A 25104-nucleotide genomic window follows, 5' to 3' on the forward strand; every position below is an offset into this window, starting at 1 on the left:
CGACCAGCCGCCGGCTCAGCCGAACTGCTGGCGCAGAGTGGGTTTGGTGACCTTGCCCGTGGGGTTGCGGGGCAGGGCGTCGATCACCACCACATGCCGCGGATGCTTGTACCGGGCGATGTGATCGGTGAGGAAGGCGGACAGGGTGTCCACCGTCAGCTCAGCACCCTCGCGCAGCTGCACCACCGCGACCACGGCCTCACCCCATTTCTCGTCGGGCTTGCCGATGACGGCGACCTCGGTGACATCGGGGTGCGCGGCGACGGCGTTCTCCACCTCCTGGGAGTAGATGTTCTCGCCGCCGGAGATGATCATGTCCTTGGCGCGGTCGACCACGTAGACGAACCCCTCCTCGTCCATCCGCACGAGATCGCCCGAGTGGAACCAGCCGCCCGCGAAGGCCTCGCGCGTGGCTTCGAGGTTGTTCCAGTAGCCCGACATCATATTGGGTCCGCGGTAGACGATCTCGCCGATCTGGCCCCGCGGCACGTCGTTGCCGTCCGGGTCGATCACGCGCGCGGCCACCGTCCGGACCACCTTGCCCACGGACCCGAACTTGCGCAGCGTGTCAGCGCCCGAGAGTGCACAGGTGACCGGCGACATCTCGGTCTGGCCGAAGACGGCGCAGATCTCGGCGTCGGGGAAGGTGGCGGTCAGCTCCCGCAGCAGAGTCTCGCTCGCGGGAGCGGCGCCCCACCAGACATAGCGCAGCTTGAGGTTGCGCGGCCGGGCCTTCTGCTCGGCGACAGCGAGCTGCCACTGCATGGGCACCATGAACATGCTGGTGATGCCCTCGCGCTCCAGCGCATCGAGCGTCTGCGCCGGGTCGAACGCTCCGAGCGGGAAGATCACCGAGGTCAGGCCCTGCAGGAAGGCGGTGGCGAGCACGCCGAAGCCGGCGATGTGGAACATCGGGACCGCGATCGCGCCCACCGCTTCGGGATCGACGGAGCCGGGCGCGACCAGATTGGTCCAGCCCTGGGCCGTCATGTTGATGTGGGTGAGCACCGCGCCCTTCGGCCGGCCGGTGGTCCCCGAGGTGTACATGATGAGCGCCGGTGAATCCTCGGGCACGTCGACGTGGGGATCGGGGTTGCCTTCGGCGATCAGGTCCTCGAAACCGACCGCCCCCGCGGCCTCGTCCGCACCGTCGAACCGGATGCGGAGGCCGAAGTCGGCCCCGGCTCCCGCCACTCCCGCCACCAGGGGGTCGAACGGCGCCTCGTAGATGACCGCGCTGCACTTCGTGTCCTGGACGAGATACGCGACCTCGGGCGGCGCCATGCGGAAGTTGACCGGGACCGCGATGCCGCCGAGCGCCGTCACACCGAGCGCCGCCTCGACGTACTCGATCCGGTTTAGGCCGAGAATCAGCACCCGGTCGCCCGCCGTGATCCCGCGCTTGGCTAGCGCTCCGGCGAAGGCGCCGACCCGCTCGGCGAACCGTCCCCAGGAGACCTCCTTGTCGAGGTACCGCAGCGCGGTCTGATCGCCTCGCATGACGGCGTGATTGCGGATTTGATTGTTCCAGGTATTGCGCTGGGAGCTGCGGGGCTCCTCGGTACGGGGATACCAGGCGATGTTCTCTTCGGCGGTCATGTATGCGATTGTGTTCTAGAACATGTTCGATCGGGGCCGAATCACCGAAAGTTAGAGAATAGTGATTCACTTGTGACGGTCCAGACGGACAGCACACCAGGAAGGAACACCGTGTCCGACGCTTTCATCTACGAGGCCATCCGCACACCGCGCGGTAAGCAGCGCGGCGGCTCGCTCCACGCGACCAAGCCGATCGACCTGGTCGTCGGCCTGATCGACGAGGTCAAGACCCGTTTCCCCGCCCTCGATCCGGCCGATATCGACGACATCGTGCTGGGCGTCGTGGCGCCCGTGGGCGAGCAGGGCGGCGTCATCCCGCGCGCCGCCGCGATGGCCGGCGGTCTGCCGGACACCGTGGCCGGCGTACAGATCAACCGGTTCTGCGGATCCGGCCTGGAAGCCACCAACACCGCCGCGCAGAAGGTGCGAGCCGGCTGGGACCAGCTCGTACTCGCGGGTGGCGTCGAGTCGATGTCGCGTGTCCCGATGGGCTCCGACGGCGGCGCGATGTTCCAGGACGTCACCACCAACTACGACACCTACTTCGTGCCGCAGGGCATCGGTGCCGATCTGATCGCCACCATCGAGGGCTTCACCCGAGACGATGTCGACGAGTTCGCCGCCCAGAGCCAGGCCAACGCCGCCAAGGCGTGGGACGAGGGCCGGTTCGCCAAGTCCGTCGTACCGGTCAAGGACATCAACGGCCTGACCGTGCTGGACACCGATGAGCACCGCCGTCCGGGCACCACCCCGGCAGACCTCGGCAAGCTCAAGCCGGCCTTCGAGGGCATCGGCGCGATGGGCGGCTTCGACGCCGTGGCGCTGCAGAAGTACTACACCGTGGAGCGGATCAACCACGTGCACACGGGCGGTAACAGCTCGGGCATCGTCGACGGTGCAGCCCTGGTGCTGGTCGGCAGCGAGGCAGCGGGCGCGAAGGCGGGCCTGACCCCGCGCGGGCGCATCGTGTCGACCGCGATCACCGGTTCCGATCCGACGATCATGCTGACCGGTCCCACGCCGGCCACCGAGAAGGCTCTCAAGCAGGCCGGGCTGACCAAGGACGACATCGACGTCTGGGAGCTCAACGAGGCCTTCGCCTCGGTGGTCCTGAAGTGGATGAAGGACTTCAAGCTCGACCGCGAGCAGGTCAACGTCAACGGCGGCGCGATCGCGCTGGGGCACCCGCTGGGCGCCACCGGCGCGATGCTGGTGGGCACCGTGCTCGACGAGCTCGAGCGCTCCGGCGGCCGCTACGGCCTGATCACCCTGTGCATCGGCGGCGGTATGGGCATCGCCACCATCATCGAGCGCCTCTGACCGGCCGGAAAGACTACGGAGACAACAACAGACATGGCTGAGAACATGATCCGCTGGGACCAGGACGCCGACGGCATCGTCACCCTGACGATGGACGATCCCACCAGCTCCGCGAACACCATGAACGACCTGTACCGGGAGTCGATGGGTGCCACCATCGATCGCCTGGAGGCCGAGAAGGACGCCATCACCGGCGTCGTCCTGACGTCGGCGAAGAAGACCTTCTTCGCCGGTGGCAATCTCAATCTGATCCGCCAGTCCACCAAGGAGCAGGCGCAGCAGGTCTTCGACAACGTCGAGAACCTGAAGAAGGACCTGCGCCGCCTCGAGACCCTGGGCAAGCCCGTCGTGGCTGCCATCAACGGCGCCGCTCTGGGCGGTGGCCTGGAGATCGCGCTCGCCACGCACCACCGCATCGCGGCCGACGCGCGCGGTTCGCAGATCGGCCTGCCCGAGGTCACCCTGGGCCTGCTCCCCGGTGGTGGCGGCGTGACCCGCACCGTGCGGCTCCTCGGCCTGCAGGGCGCACTCATGGGTGTCCTGCTCCAGGGCCCGCGTCTCAAGCCGGCCAAGGCAAAGGAGGTGGGGCTGGTCCACGAGGTCGTCGGCACCGTCGAGGAACTCATCCCCGCCGCCAAGGCGTGGATCAAGGCCAATCCCGAGGGCGGCGTGCAACCGTGGGACGTCAAGGGCTTTCGTATCCCCGGCGGTTCCCCGAACTCGCCGGCGATCGCCGCGAACCTGCCCGCCTTCCCGGCCAACCTTCGTAAGCAGCTCAAAGGCGCACCGATGCCCGCGCCGCGCGCGATCATGGCTGCCGCGGTCGAGGGTGCGCTGGTGGACTTCGATACCGCCAGCGTGATCGAGGGGCGCTACTTCACCTCGTTGGCCACCGGTCAGGTGTCGAAGAACATGATCAAGGCGTTCTTCTTCGATCTGCAGCACATCAACGGTGGCGGTAGCCGTCCCGATGGGTACGAGAAGTACCAGGCCAAGAAGGTCGGCGTGATCGGCGCCGGCATGATGGGCGCGGCCATCGCGTACGTCTCGGCGAAGGCCGGTATCGAGGTGGTGCTCAAGGACATCGACATCGAGGCCGCGAAGAAGGGCAAGGCATACTCCGAGAAGCTGGAGGAGAAGGCGCTGGCCAAGGGCCGCACCACCGCCGAGAAGTCGGCCGAGCTCCTGGCCCGGATCACGCCCACGGTGGACGCCGCCGATTTCGCGGGTGTCGATCTCGTCATCGAGGCCGCGTTCGAGTCCGTCGAGGTCAAGAACAAGGTCTTCCAGGAGATCGAGGACATCGTCGAACCCGACGCCATCCTGGGCTCGAACACCTCGACCCTGCCGATCACCATCCTCGCCGAGGGCGTCAAGCGCTCCGAGGACTTCATCGGCATCCACTTCTTCTCCCCCGTGGACAAGATGCCCCTGGTCGAGATCATCAAGGGCGAGAAGACCTCCGACGCCGTCCTGGCCAAGGTGATCGACTACACCCTGCAGATCAAGAAGACCCCGATCGTGGTCAACGACTCGCGCGGCTTCTTCACCTCCCGTGTGATCGGCACCTTCGTCAACGAGGCGATCGCCGCGGTGGGCGAGGGAGTGAACCCCGTGCTGATCGAGCAGGCGGGCCAGCAGGCCGGCTACCCGGCCGCGCCGCTGCAGCTGATGGACGAGCTCACGCTCACCCTGCCCCAGAAGATCCGCAAGGAGACCCGCGCTGCCGCCGAGGCCGCCGGTAAGCCACTGCCCCCGCACGGCAGCGACGCGGTGGTGGACGCGATGATCGACAACGGCCGCACCGGCCGCAAGGACGGCGCCGGCTTCTACGACTACGTGGACGGTAAGCGCACCGGCTTGTGGCCGGGCCTGAAGGATCTGTTCCCGGCGGGCAAGGACATTCCGCTGCAGGACATGATCGACCGGATGCTGTTCATCGAGTCGATCGAGACCGTGCGCTGCTTCGACGAGGGCGTACTGGAGTCCGTCGCGGACGCCAACATCGGCTCCATCTTCGGCATCGGTTACCCCGCGTGGACCGGTGGCGTGATGCAGTTCATCAACGGCTACGAGGGAACCGAGGGGACGGCAGCCGCGGGTCTGCAGGGCCCGAAGGCCTTCGTCGCTCGCGCGAACGAGCTGGCCACGAAGTACGGCGAGCAGTTCACCCCGCCGGCCTCGCTGGTCGCCAAGGCGGAATCCGGCGAGACCTACGAGTAGGCCTGCGCCGCATCAATTCACAGAAAGGGCCCGGCACCGTCTCCTCGACGGTGCCGGGCCTCTTCGTGCTCGGCCGAGACTTCTCGTTCTACGGGAACACGTGGTCGGTCGGCGCCGCTTGCGCGCCGCGGTCGAACCGGCAACCCGCCCGACTGCTGCTCAGGACGCCGACGATGATCGGGCCCGCCACACCCAGCAACGGGATCAAGCCGCCGACGACCACCAGGAGATACCACCATCCGGAGGCGTTCGCATCGTGCAGGCGCCGCACACTCAACGCGATGTAACCGATCCCCATCACCACCACCGCGAAGAAGAAGCCGGTGAACGACACAATCATGATCGCCGTCGAGACGGCACCCATGTTGTCCGGGTCGGAGGCGGTGGCGAAGCTGAGGAACATCAGCACGTACGAGACGACCACGACGATGGCGTTTGCGAGGAACGGCCACCAGTACTCACTCTGCGATGCCCGGCCGCGGTACCGGAAGTAGCTGCGGAAGAAGCGCTTGATCGCCTCGCCGAACGAGGCGCCGTACAGCGGCAGGTCCAGATTGTTCGGGTCCCGCGCAGGCGCCGGCGGCGCGTAGTCGTACTGTTGATATGTCATCGAAATCTCCCCCTCGCAATGAATGATGTGCGAAGGGAAAGCTACCGATACCTCGGACAAACAACAACGTGGGTTGAATCACGACCACCCGTCGACGCACGAACCCCGCGACGTGCAGGTGTCGTCGCGGGGTTCGATTCGTACCCGAGGGGTGGGTACGGGTCAGCGGGCGAATTCGGGGCGGCGCTTACCGAGCATGGCGGCCACCCCCTCGCGGTAGTCATCGGATTGCAGCAGATCCACTTGCACTGCCGTCTCGCGATCCAGCGCATCCTCGAGCTGCGCCAGCGTGGTGGCGTTGATCGCGCGCTTGGTCTGGGCGATCGCGTCTTTCGGGCCGTGTGCCAGCTGCGTCGCCGCGGCGGCCACGGCATCGTCGAGGGCCTGCGCCGGGAGGACCGCCGTGACCATGCCGCTCGCCAACGCTTCAGGCCCGTAGACACGGTTGCCGAGCAGGGCCATACCCATGGCGCGGGTGCGTCCGACCACCCCGGGCACGAGCGCCGAGGTGCCGGCATCGGGAATCAGGCCGATCCCCACGAAGGGCAGCAGGAAGTACGCGGTATCGGCCATGAAGATCAGGTCCGAGGCCAGGGCGAGCCCCACGGCCATGCCCGCACACGGGCCGTTCACCTTGGCGATCACCGGGATCGACGCCGCGGCGATAGCGCGGATGTACGAGTTCACCGCGTCCATCGCCTCCTGCGGTGACGCGGGCTCGCCCGCCAGATCGGCACCGGTGCAGAAGGCCTTGCCCTCCCCGGTGATGACCACGACGCGGACGTCTGGGTCGGCGTCGGCGTCGTTGATGACCCCCGCCAGCTCACGCGAGGCCCCCACCCCGAACGCGTTCATCCGCTGGGGCCGGTTGATGGTGACCGTGAGGACACCTCCGTCCACGCTCCGCAGCAGATCCTCGCTCATGCCACCGTCTCCCGCGCCCCGACCATGCCCGCGAGCCGACCGGTGATGATCTGCTGGGCCTCGGACACCATGCGGTCGATGAGCTCGGCCACGGAGGGCACGTCGCGGATGATGCCCTGGCACAGGCCCACGCTCCAGATACCTGCCTCGACATCGCCGTCCTCGAAGACCTTGCGGCCGCGGGCCCCCGCCACCAGGTGCCGGATGTCCTCGAACTCGCAGCCCTGCGCCTCGGTCTCGACCACCTCGACCGACACGGAGTTCTTCGCGACGCGCGCCGTGTTGCCCAGAGTTCGGAAGATGAGCGTGGTATCGAGTTCCGAATTCGCCACGATCTGCTTCTTCACCTCGGCCGCGATCGGCGACTCCTCGGTGCACAGGAAGCGGCTGCCCATGTTGATGCCGTCGGCACCCAATGCCAATGCGGCCACCATGCCACGGGCGTCCGCGATGCCGCCCGAGGCCAGGATCGGGATCTCCAGCGCGTCTGCCGCCGCAGGGATCAGCACGAGGCCGGGGATGTCGTCCTCACCCGGATGGCCCGCGCACTCGAACCCGTCGATCGACACCGCGTCCACACCGATCGCCTGCGCCTTGAGCGCGTGCCGCACGCTGGTGCACTTGTGAATCACCTTGACGCCGTTGTCTTTGAGGTAGGGCAGGAACGTGGCGGGGTTCGATCCGGCGGTCTCGATGATGGTGATGCCCGACTCGACGGCGGCCCGAAGGTACTCCTCATAGGGCGGCGGATCGATGGTGGGCAGCACGGTGAGGTTCACGCCGAAGGGCTTGCTCGTGAGGGTGCGGGCCCGGGCGATCTCCTGGCGCAGCGCGTCGGGGCTCGGCTGGGTGAGCGCGGTGATGATCCCCAGGCCCCCGGCCTCGGAGACGGAGGCCGCGAGTTCGGCACGGCCGACCCACATCATGCCGCCTTGGACGATCGGATACTGCACCCCGAAGGCCTCGGTGAATCGTGTCGAGAACATGTTCCGGAATGTAACACAATTGAGAGAACACTCTCTAACTTTTCTGACTTCCTCAATTCTGCTCCCCCCTGCGTGGGCCGCGCTACCATGCGGGAGAACAGGAACTAACTTCCGTGGAGGACGATCATGACCGCAGCTCCCGAGACCTCGACCGGAGAGCTCATCTCCACCAACCCCCGTACCGGCGCCGAGGTGGCCCGCTTCGCCATCGCCGATGCCGCAGCGGTGGACGCCGCCGTCGCCACCGCGCACACCGCTGCGCAGTGGTGGGGCGGCCTGGAGCCGAAAGCCCGCCGCAGTTGGCTGCTCCGCTTCCGCGCCGAGCTCTCGCGTCGCGCTGAGGACCTCGCCGCGGTGGTCGCCGCCGAGACCGGCAAGCCCGTCGACGACGCGCTCCTCGAGGTGATGCTCGCGGTGGTGCACCTCGATTGGGCCGCCAAGAACGCCGAGAAGGTGCTGGGCCGGCGCAGCGTCGGCACCGGCATGCTGGGCGCGAACCTCGCCGCCACCGTCGAGTACCGCCCGTTCGGTGTGGTCGGGGTGATCGGCCCGTGGAATTATCCCGTCTACACCCCGATGGGGTCGATCTCGTATGCCCTCGCCGCCGGTAACGCCATCGTCTTCAAGCCCAGCGAACTGACCCCCGCCGTGGGCCAGTTCCTGGCCGATACCTGGGCCGCCGCCTGCCCCGGCCAGCCCGTGCTGCAGGCCATCCACGGCGCCGGCGAGACCGGCGCCGCGCTGTGCCGCTCCGCCGTGGACAAGCTGGCGTTCACCGGTTCTGCCGCGACCGCCCGCCGGGTCATGGCCACCTGCGCGGAGAACCTCACCCCCGTCGCCATCGAGGGCGGCGGCAAGGACGCCTTCATCGTGGACTCCGATGCGAACATCGATAGCGCGGTCGATGCCGCGGTCTTCGGCGCCTTCGGCAACGCCGGCCAGACCTGCGCCGGCGTCGAGCGCGTCTACGTGGTCGGCGACAAGTACGACGAATTCGTCGACAAACTCGCCGCGAAATCTCGTGAGATCCACGGAGGGTCCGAGGATTCCGCCGACTACGGCCCGGCCACCATGCACAAGCAACTCACGGTGATCGCCAGCCACATCGATGACGCCCTCAACCGCGGCGGCCGCGCCATCGTCGGCGGCCGGGAATCCGTGGGCGAGAACACCGTCCAGCCGGTCGTCCTGGTCGACGTGCCGGAGGACTCCACGGCCGTCACCGAGGAGACCTTCGGGCCCACCGTGGTGGTGAACCGCGTCAAGGACATCGACGAGGCGATCGACCGCGCCAACAACAGCACCTACGGACTGTCCGCCGCGATCATGACCAAGGACCTGAACAGGGGCCGAGAGCTGGCGCGCAAGCTGCGCACCGGTGCGGTGGCCGTCAATTCCTTCCTCTCCTTCGCCTCGGTACCCGCACTGCCTTTCGGCGGCATCGGCGACTCCGGCTTCGGCCGCATCCACGGCGCCGACGGCCTGCGCGAGTTCAGTCGCCCGCAGTCCGTTGCGGCGCAGAAGTTCGCGCTGCCGATGAACCTGCTCACCTTCAATCGCAAGGCGCGCGATATGAAGACCGTGCGGATGATGCTCAGCAAGGTCTACTCGCGGTGACCCGGCGCAGCCACCTCGACCGGATCGGCGCCCTCGACCCGGTTCGCGATCACCAGGAGATCCACCGGATCACCGCGATGTACGAGTTCCCCTGGGATTACGTGCGCGCGTTGGAGTTCGCACTGTTCCGCACCTACTGCGTCCCGACGATCAGTGCGCTGCTATCGAAGACCGGTGAGTTCCGCGACCGGCCGCAGAAGCGCTACGACGACACAGCGATGCTGATGGCGGAGCTCATCGAATACGGCTACGACTCGCCGCGCGGGAAGGCCGCACTGCGCCGGGTGAACCAGATGCACCATCGCTACGACATCAGCAACGACGACCTGATGTACGTGCTCACCACGTTCATCTACGACCCGCTGGACTGGATCGACGCCTACGGCTACCGGCCGCTGCACCCGCACGAGAAGATCGCGGCCTTCGAGTTCTACCGCGAAGTGGGCAAGCGAATGGGCATCCGCGATATCCCGGAGGACTTCCACGAGCTGCTGCGATTCAAACAGGACTACGAGCGGCGCACCTTCGTCTACACCGATACCAACGCCGAGATCGGTAGGTACACGGTGGATCTGCTCGCGTCCTGGTATCCGGCACCGAGGGCTCTGGTGGCCACCGCGGTGGAGGCGCTGATCGACGGCCGGATGACGGAGGCCTTCGGCTTCCCCGCTCCGCGGCGCGGCCTGGGACCGCTGCTGCGCGCAGCACTGCGACTACGCGGACGGTTCGCCGGAACCCTGCCGCAACGCACCGTCTCGGCGTTCCAGACCACCGACGCTCGTTCCTATCCCGAGTACACCGGACGCCGTTCCGCGATCGACCCGGCCACGCTCGGCACCTTCGCCTGAGCGCACCCGGGTGCGCTCAGGCGTTAGAAGGACGTGGTGTTCGCGACGTCCACACTGACGCCGTGCCCGTCGCGGGTGAACACGGTCTTCTCGGCATCGGCTCGGATCGTCCACCCGTAGGCCGTGTACGTGCTTCCGTACCGCATCGTCGTGGCCGGTGCCGTGACCGCCATGTTGCCGTAGTACCAGCGGATCTCGCTGCCGCGGTAGACGAAGCCGGTGGCCGGTTCCCCGGTCTCCGCCCGATAGGTCTTACCGAACTCCGTCGACTGGCATTCCACGAGCTCGGCGCGCACATTGCACGTGGTCTTCCCTGATTGGGTGAGCACGCGGCTAGCCGCTCCCGGTCCGCCCGGCAGTGCCGTGGGCGGCGACTCCGCCGCGCGGGTCGGCCCCGATTCGGGAGCGTTCGTGGCCGCACCGGCGGATGCCGACGGTGCCGCGGTCACGGTGACCGTCGTCGCAGTGGCCGTCGCGGACGGCGCGGCACCGTCGCCGTCCCCGCACGCCGCCAGCGCGAGCGTCACTCCGGCGAGCACCATCGCGCTCACGGGTCCTGTCGTTCGGTCCATCGGTGGCCCCTTCAGCCGGCACGTTCCGCACGACGTGCATCGACCTGAGATCGTCCGCGCACCGTCGATCGTTAACACCCGATCGCGGGCGATAAGGTGGAGGCCATGCCTCGTCCCCCGATCCGCTTCGACCGGGTCGCGTGGACCGTCCTCGGCCTCACCGCGCTCGCCCTGGTCATCGGATACCAGATCAAGGCCCAGTGCACCGGTGCCCCGTTCGACGACCTCGGGCGATCGATGGGCTTCGCCGACACTCCCACCAGGATCTGCTACTCGGATCTGCAGTACCTGTGGTCGGGGCGCGATGTGAACAACCACGTCTTCCCGTACCTGAACGGCTGGATCGACGGCGACGGCAAGCTCCAGGGCGGAGCGATCGAATACCCCGTCCTCAGCGGCCTGCTGTTCTGGCTCGGCGCGATCGGCGCCACCAACGACGCCGAGTTCCTGCTGCACATGGCGGTCCTGCTCGCCCCGTTCGGACTGCTCACCGGATGGATTCTGGCGAAGGTCTCGGGGCGCACCGCGGCGATCTGGGCGATCACCCCGCCACTGGCCCTGTACGCCTTCCACAACATGGAACTGCCGGTGGTCGCCGCCGCGACGGCCGCCTTCGGCGTGATGGCATGGGCGGACCGCGCCGGCGGCTCCGTGCGCCTGCCCGCCATGACGGCAGCGGCGATCTTCGCTGTGGGCTTCGACCTGAAGATCTACCCGGGGCTGTTCGTCGCGCCCCTGGTTCTGTACGTACTCACCCACGGTCGCGGCGGGACCGTCGCACTGCCCGACGGTCCCGGGCGCGGGACCCGCGTGAACTGGCGCCTGCTCGACTGGGCGGGCGCCGCCGCCACAGCCGCCACCGCGGTCGTCGTCGCCGTTGCGATCAACGTGCCGTTCATCGTGTTCGGGGACGAGGGCTGGCGGGCGTCGCTGAAGTTCCAGGAGCTGCGCACGGCGGACCTGTCCACGAACTCGGTCTGGTACTGGGGGGTGCGCGAGATCTTCGGCGACCCCGGCGACTACGACGCCTTCGTCTCCGGCGCCTCGCCGCTGCTGATCCTGGGCGCGATCGTGGCGCTCCTGCTCGTGGGCTGGTCGCACTACCGGCGCACCGGCGTGTACCCGTGGCTCGGGATCAGCGGCGCGATCCTGGCCGCGTTCATGCTGTTCCACAAGGTGCACTCACCGCAGTACGTGCTGTGGCTGCTGCCCTTCTTCGTGCTGCTCACGGTGGACTGGCGCGCGATCGCCGCCTACCTGGTGTTCGATCTGAGCCTCGAACTCACCGTATGGACGTACTTCTCCGAGCACGCAGCGAACCAACCGATCACCTGGTGGGTTCAGTGGGGCGTCTGGATCGGCGTCTGGGGCCGCGCGGCGATGCTGCTGTTCTTCCTCTGGTACCTGCCCGGCCGTCCGCTGCGACTGCGCAGCGATTCCGACAGCGGAACATCGGGCGCACCGTCGAGCGGTCCGCCTGCGGGATCGTCGAGCGGCGGTGAGAACGGGCCGGGGAACGTGGACCGCACCAGATCTTCGTCGGGTTTGTAGATCTGCCGAATCACCAACGCACACAGACCGATCACGGCGATATCGCGCAGCAGCACGGTGAAGGTGAAGGCCTGCTCGGGCAGACCCTTGTTCGAGACACCGAGGAAGTACATCATCCTCGGCACCCACACCAGCGCATCGATCGTCATCCACGCCAACAGGATCCGGGTGTGCGGCAGCGCCAGCACCGCCAATGGCACCAGCCACAGCGAGTACTGCGGACTCCACACCTTGTTCACCAGAAGGAATCCGGCCACCAGGAGAAACGCAAGCTGGGCCACGCGGGGCCGACGCGGAGCCTTCAGCGCCAAGTAGGCCACGCCCGCGATCACCAGCACGAACAACCCCAGCGTGATCATGTTGGCCAGCGTCGAGGCACCGCCTCGGGGGCCCTGACCGCCGAATACCCAGCCACCGGTGAAGGAACTGATCACGGCGTAGATCGAATCCATATCGACCGCGCGGATCGAGTTGCGGTGGAAGAACTCCCACCAGCCCTGGGGCCACAACGCGAGCACCGGAAGATTCACCGCGAGCCAGGCGGCCGCGGCCGAGGCTGCGGCGGTCGCCCAGGAGCGAAGCAGGCCTGCGCGCAGGCACAGCAACAGCAGCACCACCAGCAGGAACGCCGGATACAACTTGGCTGCGGCGCCCAGACCGATGACCACGCCCGCCCAGGCCGGCCGGTTACGCGCCCAGAGAAGCAGGGCGACCGCAGTGGCGGCGACGGCGATCGCGTCGAAGTTGGTGAAGGCATGCACGATCACCAGTGGCGAGGCGGCCACCAGCATGGCGTCCCAGGGCCGGCGACCGGCCCCGGATAACAGCGTGGTGGCCCACACCGCGATCAGCCAGAACAGTGCGAGACCCACGGCCGCAACGGTGAAGAACAGCACCACCTCGATCGCAGCCGGAACACCCCACTCCTCGTGCAGGTACGTCCACAACTTCGCGATCCGCATCGACACGTACTGGTACATCCCGGTGAGCACCGGGTACTCCATATACCGCTCCTGCGGCTGGCCCAGGGGATCGGTGTCGAAGAACTGAGTCTTGTAGGGCATGAGGCCCTCGTCGAGACGCTCGGCCGAGTACAGCGGCACGGTGTCCGAGTAGCACATCGCCGTGTACGGGCGGTTCGCCGACCAGTCCAGCACCAGGGAGCCGCCGTCGTTCTTCTGTTGCAGACAGCCCGCCTTGGTGGTCCAGCCCAGCGCGAGAAAGAGCACCGCGACCAGCAGGATCAGCCGCAGCGGCGTGAAGAACCGCTGGAACCCGATCAGCGCGTGTGCGCCGACCGGGCCGCCGAGCGCCGCCGCGAAGTCCCGCGCGACCGGATCGGTGTGGCTCGGAATGTCGCGATCGGGCTCCGCCACCGTGGCCGGGTCGAATCGACCCGGGCTCACATGAAGGCGGTCATCCTCCTCGGGTGCGGAACCCGCCGTCACGGCACCGGGTTCGGAACCCTCGGCGGCACCGTCTGGCCGGGGTTGTTACCGCCACCCTGGCCGGGAACGGGCCGGCGCGGGGTGGTCTGGCCGGGGTACGGAGGGTAGCCGGTCTGCGGGGTCGTGGTCGGGTCCCACGGGAAGGTGGGCATCGGCACGCCGGGCAGGCCCGGGACCGTGCGCGAGGTCTCCGCACCGCTCGGGTCGGCCGACGCGGACGCCGATGCCGAGGCGGATCCCGTACTGGTGCGGCGGGTCTCCACCGGTACACCCGCCTGGCCGCCGATGGCACCCGGCGTCGGGAAGGTCTCGTAATCGGTGCCGGAAAGGGCGCCGTCCATGGTCTGCTTCCACACCGTGGCCGGGACGCCGGACCCGTAGATGCTGCCGCCCCACGAGTTCTTGATCGGACCGCCAGCATCGTTGCCGACCCACACCGCGGTCGAGATCGACGGGGTGTAGCCCACCATCCAACCGTCCTTGTTCAGGCCGGTGTCCTGGTACTGCGCGGTACCGGTCTTGGCTGCCGAGGCGCGGCCTCCTGCCAGCGCGTTCCCGTTGGAATAGGCCGCGATCGGCTGCAGCGCCGAGGTGGTGTTGTTCGCGACGTCCTTGCTCATCCGACGCTCGCCCGGATCGCTCTGCCGGTCCAACAGCGTGCGGCCGTCGGCGGTGGTCACCTTCGAGATCAGGTGCGGCTTGCGGTAGATGCCCTCCGCGGCCAGCGTGGCGTAGGCGGAGGCCATATCGATCGGGCGGCTCTGGTACTGGCCGAGGACGACGCCGCCCTCGACCCCGCTGCCATCGGCCTGCTGCAGGGTCTTGCTGATCGAGCCGAAGCTCTCCGCGATCCCGGCCTTGTGCGCGGCGTCGGCCACGTCCTGGGCCTGGTTCCGCAGATCCATCATCAGCCGGTAGTACACCGTGTTCAGCGACATCTTCATGGCCGTGGCCAGGTTGCACGAGCCGCAGGACTCGCCCTCGGAGTTGGTCACCGTGACGCCGGTGGTCTTCAGCGGCGCCGAGGAGTACACCCGCGACAGCGGGATGCCCTGCTCCAGCGCGGCGACCAGCGCGAACACCTTGAACGACGAACCGGTCTGCAGACCGGCCTGGACACGGTCGTATCCGTTGCCGTCCTCGCCGCCGTAGTAGGCCAGGACACCGCCGGTCTTCGGGTCGACGGAGACGATCGCCGTCCGCAGATCCTTCGGCTGGTTCTCGATCATGTTCCGGGCCGCCTTGAGCGCCGCGGCCTGCGCCTCGGGATCGATCGTGGTGGTGATCTTCAGGCCCTGGGTGTTGAGCGTGGCCTCATCGATGCCGGCGTCCTTGAGCTCCTGGAGCACCTGGGTGCGGATCAGGCCGTTGGGGCCCGCCGACAGTTCGTCACCGCCTTGATTCTTGGAGATCTGCTGCACACGCGGGAACTTCACCGCCTGCCGCTCGGCCGGCGCCAGGTTCTTCATCTCCACCATGCCGTCGAGCACCTGGTTCCACCGACCCTGGGCGTTCTCCATGTTGGTCGCGGGGTCGTACATCGACGGTGCCCGGACCATCGCCGCGAGCAGTGCGGCCTGGTCGACCTTGAGATCCTTGGCATCGACGTTGAAGAAGGTGCGCGAGGCGGCCTGCAAGCCGTACGCACCGCGACCGAAGTAGATCGTGTTGAGGTAGGCGGCCATGATGTCGTCCTTGGACCAGCTGCGCGACATCTTGGTCGAGATGATCAGTTCTTTCCACTTACGCATCAGCGACGACTCATCGCCGACCACCGCGTTCTTCACGTACTGCTGCGTGATCGTGGAACCGCCGCCGGCATCCTGGCCGTCGTCGGCGACGCCGGGGACGCGCAGCCAGACCGCGCGCGCGAAGCCCTTGAGCGAGAACCCGGGGTTGGTCATGAAGTCCCGGTCCTCGATGGCCATGATCGCGTTCTTCATGACCGGCGGAATGTCTTCGGCCGGGATGATGGTGCGGTTGCCCTCCGGCGGGATCACCCGCGCGATCGGCGTGTTGCCGTCCTTCATCACGATGGTGGCGACCTGGTTGGTCTGGATCTCACCGGGCTGGGGCACATCGGCGCGCCAATAGCCGATACCGAAGGCCACGACGGCCACCACGAGAATCGCGGCGATCGCGGTCACACCGACAGTGACCACCTTGCGCAATGTCGATCCACCCACGAGTCCGCGCAGTCCCTTCCGCTCGGGTTCCTCCTCACCGCCACCGTCGGGCCCATCCGGACCATCGGGTCCATCGGGTCCGTCCGGGCCGTCACCATCACCGCCCGAGCCGCCGCCGGCGGCCGGGACGGCCGGTTCGGCAGTGGTGCGGGAGACGACGGGGGCCTCCTCGGCAGGCGCGTCCTCGGGCTCGGGGCGCGACGATCCGCCGCGATCGGCCTCGGCGGCGAGCTCGTGCTCGTCCACGGGGCGACCGGACAGCGGCTGATACGCGGACTTGGCGGCGCCGGAGCCACCACTCATCGGAACCGGCTTGGGCGGCGGCTGCTTCGCCGCCTCCGAAACAGGGTTCGACACAGTGGGCTGCTCAGCTGCCGGTGGCTGCGCGGGAGCGCCGCCTGCCGGCGGCTGCGGCGGTACGACCGGGAACTGCGCCGTGGGCGCCGCCTGCGGGCTGGGCGTCTGCTGGCCCGGCGCCGGGTTCCGTGGTCCCTGGTTCTGCGGGCTCTGGTTCTGGGGACGCTGCGGTCCCTGCGGGCCGTTCGGCGACGCGGGGCCCTGCGGCGGGCGGTTCTGCCCGGCGGGCCCGGGGGCGTCGCCCTCGGGGCGCGGCGGTCGCCCGACCGCCCCGTTCCGCTCGTCGTTTCCGCCCGGGTTCGTCACCGCTTGCTCTCCGCTCCGTCTTTCGTCGTACTAGTCCGATTCCTGCCGCGTGCCGTCATCCGGGCGCCGCGCGCCGTTTGCGCTTGGGGCGCGGGGGCAACCCGGCCACGTACGACTCCACCAGATGATTCCAGTTGCACGACCGGCACACCTCCACCACGTGGACCGAGAACTCCGGCCGGGTGGATTCGAGCTCACCGAGTTCGGCGTCGCTTCGCGCCGACCCCGAGGCCGGGCCCAGCGATTCGCCGAACACCCAGGAGACCAGCGTCAACTGTTCCTTGCGGCAGATGGGGCACAGCACCTCGGAGGGGCGACCGTGGAACTTGGCCGCACGCAAGAGGTACGGGTCGGCGTCGCACACCGACTTCACCGCCGTGCGACCGGCGTTGACCGACGCCAGCAGCGATCGCCGCTGCAGCGCGTAGTCCACCGTTTGCCTCTGCGTTCGCACGGATCCAATGTACGTGGCCCGGCTGGGATACGCCTCGACAAGGGCATACCGCCCGTCGCGCCCCTGTGATCGCAACGCCCGAAGGGCCCTCGGGTATCGTCCTATATATCGGCGCGATACAACTGCCGATCGCATTGAAGAGATAGATCCACTCGCGTCAGCCGCTCGCGGCTCGGCGTCGCGCATCGATGGGAGGCGGCACGTGCTCGAACTCGCAGTTCTCGGCCTGCTGCACGACTCACCCATGCACGGCTACGAGATCCGCAAGCGACTGACGGAACTGCTGGGTCCGTTTCGCGCGTTCTCCTACGGTTCGCTGTACCCGGCTCTGCGCCGCGCGCAGGATGCCGGGTACATCGCCGAGGAAGCCGCGCCGGGCCCCGCTGCAACCACCCGCAAGCGCCGCGCGCGCCGTGTGTACCAGCTGACTCCGAAGGGACACGAGCGGTTCTCCGCCCTGGTCGCCGACACCGGTCCGCAGAACTACACGGACGACGGGTTCGGCGTGCATCTCGCCTTCTTCACCGCCACTCCCGCCCAGGCCCGGCTGCGCATCCTCGAGGGTCGCCGCCGGCAGGTCGAGGAGCGGCGGGAGGAGCTCCGTCGGGCCCTCGCGGCCGGGGGCACCAGCGAGACGTACACGCGGCAGTTGCACGAGTTGGGACTGGAGACGACGGAGCGCGAGGTGCGGTGGCTCAACGAGTTGATCGCCGCCGAATCTCGCTCCGACCAACATGATCGGCCCGCTCCGCTCCCGGCGCCGACATCACTGACACCGAATGAAGGGAAGAACGGTGACTGACAATTCCACCAAGGTGCGCGTTGCGATCGTCGGCGTGGGCAACTGTGCCTCGTCGCTCGTGCAGGGCGTGCACTACTACAAGGACGTGGCCGACGATGCCGAGGTCCCGGGCCTCATGCACGTGAAGTTCGGCCCGTACCACGTGCGCGACGTCGAGTTCGTCGCCGCGTTCGACGTGGACGGTAAGAAGGTCGGCTTCGACCTCGCCGACGCCATCAACGCGTCCGAGAACAACACCATCAAGATCGCCGACGTACCGCCCACCGGCGTCACCGTCGAGCGCGGCCACACGCTCGACGGCCTGGGCAAGTACTACCGCCTGACCATCGAGGAGGCGCCGGGTGAGGGCGTCGACATCGTGCAGGCGCTCAAGGACAACGAGGTCGACGTTCTCGTGTCCTACCTGCCCGTGGGCTCCGAGGAGGCCGATAAGTTCTACGCGCAGTGCGCCATCGACGCGGGCGTGGCCTTCGTCAACGCGCTGCCCGTGTTCATCGCCTCCGACCCGGTCTGGGCTGCGAAGTTCCGCGATGCCGGTGTCCCGATCGTGGGCGACGACATCAAGAGCCAGGTGGGCGCCACCATCACCCACCGCATGATGGCGAAGCTGTTCGAGGACCGCGGCGTGGTGCTCGATCGCACCTACCAGCTCAACGTGGGCGGCAACATGGACTTCAAGAACATGCTCGAGCGTGAGCGCCTGGAGTCGAAGAAGGTCTCCAAGACGCAGGCGGTCACCTCGAACCTGACCGGACCGCTCTCGGGCAAGGTCCAGGACCGCAACGTGCACATCGGCCCGTCGGACTACGTCGAGTGGCTCGATGACCGCAAGTGGGCGTACGTGCGCCTCGAGGGCCGCGCCTTCGGCGACGTACCGCTGAACCTGGAGTACAAGCTCGAGGTCTGGGACTCGCCCAACTCGGCCGGCATCATCATCGACGCCGTGCGCGCCGCGAAGATCGCCAAGGACCGCGGCATCGGCGGCCCCGTGATCCCCGCCTCGGCGTACCTGATGAAGTCCCCGCCGGAGCAGATCGCCGACGATGTCGCGCGCAAACAGCTCGAGGAGTTCATCATCGGCGCGGACTAGTCCGTCCCGGTGATCCGGCCCGCCACCGCACCGCGGTGGCGGGCCGCTCGTTTTTCCGCCGGATTTTCGCTCGGGGCGAAAGGTCCGATTCTTCAGATTGCTGTAAGCCGCGCGGCATTCGTCATCGGTAGCGTCGATGGCATGGAAATCGTGCTCGTTCTCGTCGTGATCGCCGCCGTCGCGTTCGCCGGTGTGAGCGTGGCGCGCGGCCGCACCCGCAAGGCGGAGGAACTCGCCGATGCGCAGGCCGACGCCCGCGCCACCATCGAACGGCTGTCCGGGCAGGTGAACAACCTGGTCGGCTCCAATGAGGCCGCCCAGCAGGCGCTCGCCGACGCCGGTGAGCGGTACAACGCCGCCGGCTCGCAGATCGCTCAGGCCACCACCTCCGCGCAGGCCCGGCTGGCCAAGCAGACCGCGCTGGAAGGGCTGTATTACACCCGTGCCGCCCGGGTGGCGATGGATCTCGATCCGGGGCCCCCGATCCCCGAACTCGAGGGCCAGCGCGCCGCCGGCGCGGTCACCGAGGACCGCACCGTCGAGGTCGAGGGGCGTGAGCTCGCCGCCTCCCCCGGCCCGTCCGATCGCACCCCGAACTACTACCCCGGCGGCGTCGTCGCCGGGCGGCCCGTACCCGAGGGCTGGTACAGCGAACCGTGGTGGAAACCCGCGCTCGTGGCCGGCGCCTGGGGTGTGGGCAGCTACCTGCTGTTCAGCTCGATGTTCGCCGGTATGGCCGGGGTCGGCCCGGCCGTCATGGCCGACGGTGCCGGCATGGACGGTGGGTTCGACGGCGGCGGCGGTGACTTCGGTGGCGACGCCGGTGGCGGTTTCGGTGACTTCGGTGGCGGTGACTTCGGAGGCGGCGACTTCGGGGGCTTCGACTTCTAGCCGCCCGGGATACCCACGGTCGCGCACCGTCGGATCCCTCTCGCTCCGAAACAGACTCCCGCTCCCGGATCTCCGGGAGCGGGAGTCTGCGTCAGGGCGGGAGAGCGATCAGGCCTCGGCGGCGGCGACCTTCTTCGTCCGGGTGTACAGCGCGTAGACGATGGCGGCGAACAGGATCGCGCCGAGCGCCTCGCCCCAGTGCAGGTAGCCCTCGCCGATGAAGGGCAGCGCCAGCGGCTCTTCCTTGCCACCGATGATCGGCAGATCGGGAACGCGGTCCGCCAGCACGACGATGCCAGCGTAGAGCACGCCGAACAGCGACTCACCCACGATGAGACCGGTCGCCATGAGCGTGCCGAGCCGCTTGCGGCCCTCGGCGTTGTCGGAGCGGTCGGCCCAGCGGTTGTAGTAGTACCCGATCGCGGCGCCGATCGGGATCATCAAGGTCACGCTCATCGGCAGGTACATCCCCATGCCCACCGCGAGCGGGGGCAGCCGGAACTTGCCGGAGCGGGCGAGCGTCTCGTCGATCACGATGACCACAACGCCGATCAGGGCGCCGAGGCCGATGAGTCCCCAGTCGAGGTCGCCGCCGAAAACACCCTCGGAGAGCTTCGCGAGCAGCGAGGCCTGCGGGGCGGCGAGCGCATTGTCACCCGCGCCCGGGGCGCCCGCGAAGCCGAAGCCCTTCTGCAGCACTCCGAGCACCGGCGGGATGATCGCCGAACCGAAGGCCACACCGATCACGAGGGCCACCTGCTGCTTCCACGGGGTGGCGCCCACCAACTGGCCGGTCTTGAGGTCCTGCAGGTTGTCGTTGGAGATGGTGGCGATGCCGAACACGATGGCGCCAGTGAACAGCGTGTACGCGACGAGCGCGATGGTCTCGTCACCGCTCGACGGGCCGTAGACCGCGCGGATGAGCAGCGCCGCGGCGAGCACCACAAGGATGCCGACGCCCGAGATGGGGCTGTTGGAGGCGCCGATCAGACCGGCCATGTAGCCGCACACCGAGGCGACCAGCAAGCCCAGGACGAGCACGAACAGCACGCTGAGTGTGATGATGCCGCCGGCTTTGCCGTCGAGTGGGGTGTCGGTGGTGAACAGCCACAGCAGCACGCCGATCGGGACCATGGAGACCAGGACGATCCCGGCCACGTAGGGGAACGGGATATCGCGCTCGGTGATGTCGACGAGTTCGCCGTCGCGCCGTTTGCGCGCCGAGGCGATCGACTCGGCGACGCCGCGCAGCACCGGCCCGAGGATCTTCACCAGGGTCCACACGGCGGCCACCGCGATGGCGCCGGCGCCGATCAGCCGGATGTCGTTCTTGAAGATGCCGTTGACGACGTCCGAGAAGGCCTCGCCGCCGCCGAGCTCGCCGGAGGTCCAGATGGGCAGGAGCACGAAGTAGGAGATGACCAGGCCCACGATCATCGCGATGCCCACGGTGACGCCCACGAGGTGGCCCACGCCGATCAGCGCGAAGGACAGGCCGGGGACCACGATGGTGCCACCACTACCGATCTTCACCGGGATCGAGATGGACTCGGCGACCACCTTCATCTTGCCGAGCAGGGCGTAGCCCGCGGAGGCGAGCGAGCCGAGCAGGATCAGGCGCAGGCCGGTCTTGTTCTCCTGGGCTCCCTCGGCGGTATCGCCCACCTTGAGCACCTCGGCGGCGGCCACGCCTTCGGGGAACGGGAGGTCGGACCCGGTCACCAGGGCTCGCCGCAGCGGGATCGAGTACATGACGCCGAGCACGCCGCCGACGAGGCAGACCAGGGTGGTGGTCCAGTACGGGAAGCCCTGCCACCAGCCGATCATCACCAGGCCCGGCAGGATGAACACGATGGCCGAAAGCGTTCCCGCGGCCGACGCGATCGTCTGCACGATGTTGTTCTCGATGATCGAGTGGTTCGCGAAGTAGCGCAGCAATGCCATCGAGATGACCGCCGCCGGAATCGATGTGGCGAAGGTCAGGCCCACCTTCAGCCCCAGGTAGGCGTTGGCGGCGGTGAAGACGAGCGTGATGACGGCACCGAGAGCGATGCCGCGGACTGTCAGCTCGTGTACGCCGGATCGCGGCGCGGCGGAAGCCGGACTGGACATGTGTACCCCTTATCAGCGGTGAGTGGTCGGGTCGACCGACGAGAAAACCCTAGGACCAAGGCCGCGATCGTATGCCGCAAACGGGGTAGCTCGTGCGGCGAGGTATCGAGTCGTAGGGTGGATGCATGCGTTTCGGAGTGGTCATCCTGCCTCAATTCCCCTGGCCTGAGGCTCGCCGGCGGTGGCGCAAGGCCGAGGAATTGGGCTTCGATCATGCGTGGACCTACGACCATCTGTCGTGGCGTTCGCTGGCGGATCAACCCTGGGGCGCGACGATTCCCACGCTCACCGCCGCCGCACTCGTCACCGACAGCATCCGGCTGGGCACCTTCGTCACCTCGCCGAACTTCCGGCACCCGGTGCCCTTCGCCAAGGATCTGGGAACTGTCGACGAGATCTCCGGCGGGCGCCTGGTGCTCGGTATCGGCTCCGGTGGAACGGGTTTCGACTCGTACGTCCTGGGCCAGGACGAACTCACCCCACGTCGCCGGCACGACCGGTTCGTCGAGTTCACCCGTGGACTGGACGCGTTGCTGCGGTACGAGTGCGAGCCCGGCGGCATCAGTTTCGACGGTGAGTTCTTCCGGGCGGTCGACGCCCGGATGGTCGGCGATCCGGCGCAGCGCCCGCGGATGCCTTTCGTCCTCGCGACCAACGGGCCGAAGGGGCTGCGCCTGGTGGCGGAGCTCGGGCAGGGCTGGGTGACAACCGGGCCCGACGGTGCCGAGGGCGACGCGTGGTGGACCCGGGTCGCGGAGCTCAGCAGTCGGCTCGACGATGCGCTCACCGGCGCCGGGCGTGATCCGCGAGGTGTCGAACGGCACCTGGCGATCGACTTCAGCGGGACGTACAGCCTGAGCTCACCGGATGCCGCCGACGATGCGGTCGGCCGCGCGACGGAGCTGGGCTTCACCGACGTGATCGTGCACTGGCCCCGCCCCGAGGACCCCTACCTCGGTACCGAAGACGCCCTCGACGCCTTCGCTTCTCGCCATCTCACCAGGCGAAAGCGCTTGGCCAGCCGAACCTTTTGACAATTTTCTTCATCGAAACGGCACCTCTCAGTTGCGATTAGCGCAGGCGCATCACCCGATTGGTTCTAAACACGGTTCAAGGTGGGTCCGTCTGGCTGCGGCGATCAAGCCAGCAATCGGCGTCAGTGTCTCACCGATTACACATGCGCCGAAAATCCGCTTGACACCGCATCGTCAATGAATTCTGACGCCGTCCCGGAAATTCGTCCGATTCCTTCTGAGACAGTCACGAACCAAACAACTTGCGTAGCATTGTCGACACACAAAAATCTTACCCTTTTGCGGTCTCCCAAGCTCCACACCGGGCAGAGATTCTTAATTTCAGGTCGATCTAAATCCGGCAGTTCCTTGAAATTTTCGTCCTCGAAAACGAATGGAAATGGATCTGTGTTCGAGTTCGAAATTCGGCGCTCAATGGTGTCCCGATGGCCGATACCGAGGGGTTTAAATACGTCTACAGGTGCCGGTCCGCCGAATGTCCAGTGGTCGAAGAATCCGGCGTGGACTGTTGCTAGTTGCTTGAGATCTTCGGGATACCCAGCGGGAAACCCCTCGTTCTGCGGCAGAGGGCCGAGCCTGGCGGTCAGGTAGGGCTCCTTTTCGTCGTGGGTTGTGAAGGCGTAGGTGAGGACCGGTTCTGGTTTGGCGTTTTCGAGGTCGGGGCGGGTGAATTCTGCGATGAATAGGTCGACTGCGTGTTCGTGGATGTAGCTGGTCATTAGCGGCAGTGTTTCGCGCAGGGCTGCATTGTCGGGGTTGTCGAGGAAGGCTCGAACGCCTTCGGGGCCGCCGAGGCGGGCGGCGTCGATCCAGGTCCGCGGCACGCTCGGGGGGACCTTATCGAGGTCGTAGATCGGAGCCAGTGTTCGGCTGGTGAGTTGTTCCATAACGTCTGTGCGCACGTTGCTTCTTCCGTCCGAAAGCTGCTGCGGTAGTGGTCAATTGTATCGTCGGTCACGTAGTTGAACATGACTCGCTGACGTGTTTCTGCTGCCCTGGCGCTAATGGTTGGCGATGGTGCGGAAGCCGATGTGGGTGCTGGTGGTGAGTGGCGTGGCGTGGCCGCGGGCGGTGGTGCGGTAGCGGGCACAATAGCTGGCGTTGCAGAGGTAGCTTCCGCCGCGTAGGACACGGTCGGGGGCAGTAGGGTCATCGATGAGGGGGTCAGTGACGAGTTGCCCGGATTCGATGCGGTCGCGGTAGGCATTGGTGGTGAAGCTGTCTGCGCACCACTCCCATACGTTGCCGACGGTGTTGTAGAGACCGAAGTCGTTGTAGAGACCGAAGTCGTTGGGCGCGAAGGAGCGCACTGGGACCGTCCCGATTGAGTACTCCGGCGGAATACCGGGGAAGGTCCCGCGGAAGATGTTCAGCTTCCGCGGCTCGTCTGCATCGGTGGGTGGTCGGCCGCCCCACGGATACGGTTGCCCGGTGAGTGTGCCGCGAGCTGCCGCTTCCCACTGCGCTTCACTGGGCAGCGCACGGTCGGCCCACCGGCAGTACGCCAGCGCATCAGCATGCGAGACGTGCACCACCTGATGGTCGTCAAGTTTGGCGACGTTGGACCCAAAATTGGCACGCCGCAGATGACACCCATTCGACTGCTTATGCGGTTGTTCATGTGAGTGCGGCGAGGGTGAAACCGAGACCGAGGACCATCACCGCCAGGGTGATCAAAGAGGCCATGATGATTTGATCGACCCGCAACCGATACAGCGCCCAGGTCTGCGACGCCGCCCAAACGACCGCACTGTCGCCGGGATATCCCCGGCTGTTGCGGCTCCGAACCGGAACCCTCCCCCAGCCCCGCCGGCGGGGGTGGGATCGGGTTGGTTGAGCGCGTGTAGGGCGTCGGCGGCCAATTCGATCCGCCGATGGTCATACAACAACTCCTGCGGCTGCCTCGCGGCATGTCAGCGCCGCGCACCGTGTTTTAACCCCGCCCGGGTTTCCAGGTCCGCCTACGCCCCGCTGATCCAGCATTGACCACCTGCACATCCACCACACCGCCCCGACCATGGCGGCAACAGCATCCCCACAGACAGTGCCGGCGGCGGGGCATCTGTACCGTCTCTGTCCGCGTCCGAGGTGCTGGGATCGGGGTCGGGGTCATCGTCGGCAGAACCCGTGGTGATAGCGGTGAGGACACCGACATCGATCAGCTCCCCAACCAC

General features: G+C 67.4%; 19 protein-coding genes. 8 read left to right on the forward strand and 11 right to left on the reverse strand.

What is annotated here, in order from left to right:
* Positions 1 to 15 precede the first annotated feature (15 nt).
* Entirely contained in the window at positions 16 to 1599 is a 1584-nt protein-coding gene (locus tag TPAU_RS20905; RefSeq protein ID WP_013128739.1) for a long-chain-fatty-acid--CoA ligase, read from the reverse strand.
* Between the two features lie 111 nt (positions 1600 to 1710).
* On the opposite strand from TPAU_RS20905, the gene TPAU_RS20910 reads away from it, so the two are divergent.
* Positions 1711 to 2919, forward strand: coding sequence for an acetyl-CoA C-acetyltransferase (locus TPAU_RS20910; RefSeq protein WP_013128740.1), 1209 nt, complete (start codon positions 1711 to 1713; stop codon positions 2917 to 2919).
* A 33-nt stretch (positions 2920 to 2952) separates the two neighbouring features.
* Positions 2953 to 5142, forward strand: coding sequence for a 3-hydroxyacyl-CoA dehydrogenase NAD-binding domain-containing protein (locus tag TPAU_RS20915; RefSeq protein ID WP_013128741.1), 2190 nt, complete (start codon positions 2953 to 2955; stop codon positions 5140 to 5142).
* Positions 5143 to 5230: 88 nt separating this feature from the next.
* Here the strand turns inward: TPAU_RS20915 and TPAU_RS20920 are convergent, their stop codons facing one another.
* The 3 genes from TPAU_RS20920 to TPAU_RS20930 form a co-directional block, all read right to left on the reverse strand.
* Positions 5231 to 5752 carry a DUF805 domain-containing protein gene (locus tag TPAU_RS20920; protein ID WP_013128742.1) on the reverse strand — a complete coding sequence of 174 codons (522 nt, stop codon included), beginning with the start codon at positions 5750 to 5752 and terminating at the stop codon, positions 5231 to 5233.
* A 162-nt stretch (positions 5753 to 5914) separates the two neighbouring features.
* Positions 5915 to 6676: an enoyl-CoA hydratase-related protein gene (locus TPAU_RS20925; RefSeq protein ID WP_013128743.1), complete on the reverse strand. Its 762-nt coding sequence runs from the start codon at positions 6674 to 6676 to the stop codon at positions 5915 to 5917.
* The gene (locus tag TPAU_RS20930; RefSeq protein WP_013128744.1) at positions 6673 to 7662 is read right to left on the reverse strand and encodes an NAD(P)H-dependent flavin oxidoreductase; all 990 of its coding nucleotides are present in this window, start codon (positions 7660 to 7662) and stop codon (positions 6673 to 6675) included. The genes TPAU_RS20925 and TPAU_RS20930 overlap by 4 nt, the downstream gene beginning before the upstream one ends.
* 126 nt (positions 7663 to 7788) lie before the next feature.
* Here TPAU_RS20930 and TPAU_RS20935 point away from each other — a divergent pair, with 126 nt between their 5' ends.
* Together TPAU_RS20935 and TPAU_RS20940 are read left to right on the forward strand one after the other, a co-directional pair.
* A complete protein-coding gene (locus TPAU_RS20935) occupies positions 7789 to 9279 on the forward strand; it encodes an aldehyde dehydrogenase family protein (protein ID WP_013128745.1) in 1491 nt (496 codons plus the stop codon).
* The gene (locus TPAU_RS20940; protein WP_013128746.1) at positions 9276 to 10127 is read left to right on the forward strand and encodes an oxygenase MpaB family protein; all 852 of its coding nucleotides are present in this window, start codon (positions 9276 to 9278) and stop codon (positions 10125 to 10127) included. The genes TPAU_RS20935 and TPAU_RS20940 overlap by 4 nt, the downstream gene beginning before the upstream one ends.
* A gap of 23 nt (positions 10128 to 10150) precedes the next feature.
* Here TPAU_RS20940 and TPAU_RS23275 read toward each other — a convergent pair whose 3' ends face one another.
* The 4 genes from TPAU_RS23275 to TPAU_RS20960 form a co-directional block, all read right to left on the reverse strand.
* On the reverse strand, positions 10151 to 10699 hold the full coding sequence (locus TPAU_RS23275; RefSeq protein WP_160160281.1) for a hypothetical protein: 549 nt from the start codon (positions 10697 to 10699) through the stop codon (positions 10151 to 10153).
* A 1340-nt stretch (positions 10700 to 12039) separates the two neighbouring features.
* Positions 12040 to 13698, reverse strand: a complete 1659-nt coding sequence (locus TPAU_RS20950) for a glycosyltransferase family 87 protein (protein WP_013128749.1) — start codon at positions 13696 to 13698, stop codon at positions 12040 to 12042.
* Positions 13695 to 16547 (reverse strand): transglycosylase domain-containing protein, encoded by a 2853-nt coding sequence (locus TPAU_RS20955; RefSeq protein ID WP_013128750.1) that lies wholly within the window; start codon positions 16545 to 16547, stop codon positions 13695 to 13697. The genes TPAU_RS20950 and TPAU_RS20955 overlap by 4 nt, the downstream gene beginning before the upstream one ends.
* Positions 16548 to 16602: 55 nt before the next feature.
* The gene (locus tag TPAU_RS20960; protein ID WP_013128751.1) at positions 16603 to 17001 is read right to left on the reverse strand and encodes a DUF5318 domain-containing protein; all 399 of its coding nucleotides are present in this window, start codon (positions 16999 to 17001) and stop codon (positions 16603 to 16605) included.
* Between the two features lie 202 nt (positions 17002 to 17203).
* On the opposite strand from TPAU_RS20960, the gene TPAU_RS20965 reads away from it, so the two are divergent.
* The 3 genes from TPAU_RS20965 (at position 17204) to TPAU_RS20975 (ending at position 19784) form a co-directional block, all read left to right on the forward strand.
* Entirely contained in the window at positions 17204 to 17803 is a 600-nt protein-coding gene (locus tag TPAU_RS20965) for a PadR family transcriptional regulator (protein WP_013128752.1), read from the forward strand.
* Positions 17781 to 18893, forward strand: a complete 1113-nt coding sequence (locus TPAU_RS20970) for an inositol-3-phosphate synthase (RefSeq protein WP_013128753.1) — start codon at positions 17781 to 17783, stop codon at positions 18891 to 18893. Before TPAU_RS20965 ends, TPAU_RS20970 begins: the two co-directional genes overlap by 23 nt.
* A 141-nt stretch (positions 18894 to 19034) precedes the next feature.
* Entirely contained in the window at positions 19035 to 19784 is a 750-nt protein-coding gene (locus TPAU_RS20975; RefSeq protein ID WP_013128754.1) for a hypothetical protein, read from the forward strand.
* Positions 19785 to 19892: 108 nt separating this feature from the next.
* Here TPAU_RS20975 and TPAU_RS20980 read toward each other — a convergent pair whose 3' ends face one another.
* A complete protein-coding gene (locus TPAU_RS20980) occupies positions 19893 to 21896 on the reverse strand; it encodes an OPT family oligopeptide transporter (RefSeq protein WP_013128755.1) in 2004 nt (667 codons plus the stop codon).
* A 125-nt stretch (positions 21897 to 22021) separates the two neighbouring features.
* Here TPAU_RS20980 and TPAU_RS20985 point away from each other — a divergent pair, with 125 nt between their 5' ends.
* Positions 22022 to 22930: an LLM class flavin-dependent oxidoreductase gene (locus tag TPAU_RS20985; protein ID WP_013128756.1), complete on the forward strand. Its 909-nt coding sequence runs from the start codon at positions 22022 to 22024 to the stop codon at positions 22928 to 22930.
* 137 nt (positions 22931 to 23067) lie between these two features.
* Here the strand turns inward: TPAU_RS20985 and TPAU_RS23015 are convergent, their stop codons facing one another.
* The gene (locus tag TPAU_RS23015) at positions 23068 to 23817 is read right to left on the reverse strand and encodes a hypothetical protein (protein ID WP_013128757.1); all 750 of its coding nucleotides are present in this window, start codon (positions 23815 to 23817) and stop codon (positions 23068 to 23070) included.
* A 114-nt stretch (positions 23818 to 23931) separates the two neighbouring features.
* Positions 23932 to 24516, reverse strand: coding sequence for a formylglycine-generating enzyme family protein (locus TPAU_RS20990; protein WP_083773903.1), 585 nt, complete (start codon positions 24514 to 24516; stop codon positions 23932 to 23934).
* Positions 24517 to 25104: the final 588 nt, after the last annotated feature.

Origin of the sequence: Tsukamurella paurometabola DSM 20162 (assembly GCF_000092225.1) — a bacterium.
GTDB lineage: Bacteria > Actinomycetota > Actinomycetes > Mycobacteriales > Mycobacteriaceae > Tsukamurella > Tsukamurella paurometabola.

Coding starts and splice junctions, on each gene's coding strand:
- TPAU_RS20905 (WP_013128739.1), bottom strand. CDS start 1,599: ATGACCGCCGAAGAGAACATCGCCTGGTATCCCCGTACCGAGGAGCCC.
- TPAU_RS20915 (WP_013128741.1), top strand. CDS start 2,953: ATGGCTGAGAACATGATCCGCTGGGACCAGGACGCCGACGGCATCGTC.
- TPAU_RS20920 (WP_013128742.1), bottom strand. CDS start 5,752: ATGACATATCAACAGTACGACTACGCGCCGCCGGCGCCTGCGCGGGAC.
- TPAU_RS20925 (WP_013128743.1), bottom strand. CDS start 6,676: ATGAGCGAGGATCTGCTGCGGAGCGTGGACGGAGGTGTCCTCACGGTC.
- TPAU_RS20930 (WP_013128744.1), bottom strand. CDS start 7,662: ATGTTCTCGACACGATTCACCGAGGCCTTCGGGGTGCAGTATCCGATC.
- TPAU_RS20935 (WP_013128745.1), top strand. CDS start 7,789: ATGACCGCAGCTCCCGAGACCTCGACCGGAGAGCTCATCTCCACCAAC.
- TPAU_RS23275 (WP_160160281.1), bottom strand. CDS start 10,699: ATGGACCGAACGACAGGACCCGTGAGCGCGATGGTGCTCGCCGGAGTG.
- TPAU_RS20970 (WP_013128753.1), top strand. CDS start 17,781: ATGAAGGGAAGAACGGTGACTGACAATTCCACCAAGGTGCGCGTTGCG.
- TPAU_RS20975 (WP_013128754.1), top strand. CDS start 19,035: ATGGAAATCGTGCTCGTTCTCGTCGTGATCGCCGCCGTCGCGTTCGCC.
- TPAU_RS20980 (WP_013128755.1), bottom strand. CDS start 21,896: ATGTCCAGTCCGGCTTCCGCCGCGCCGCGATCCGGCGTACACGAGCTG.
- TPAU_RS20985 (WP_013128756.1), top strand. CDS start 22,022: ATGCGTTTCGGAGTGGTCATCCTGCCTCAATTCCCCTGGCCTGAGGCT.
- TPAU_RS23015 (WP_013128757.1), bottom strand. CDS start 23,817: ATGGAACAACTCACCAGCCGAACACTGGCTCCGATCTACGACCTCGAT.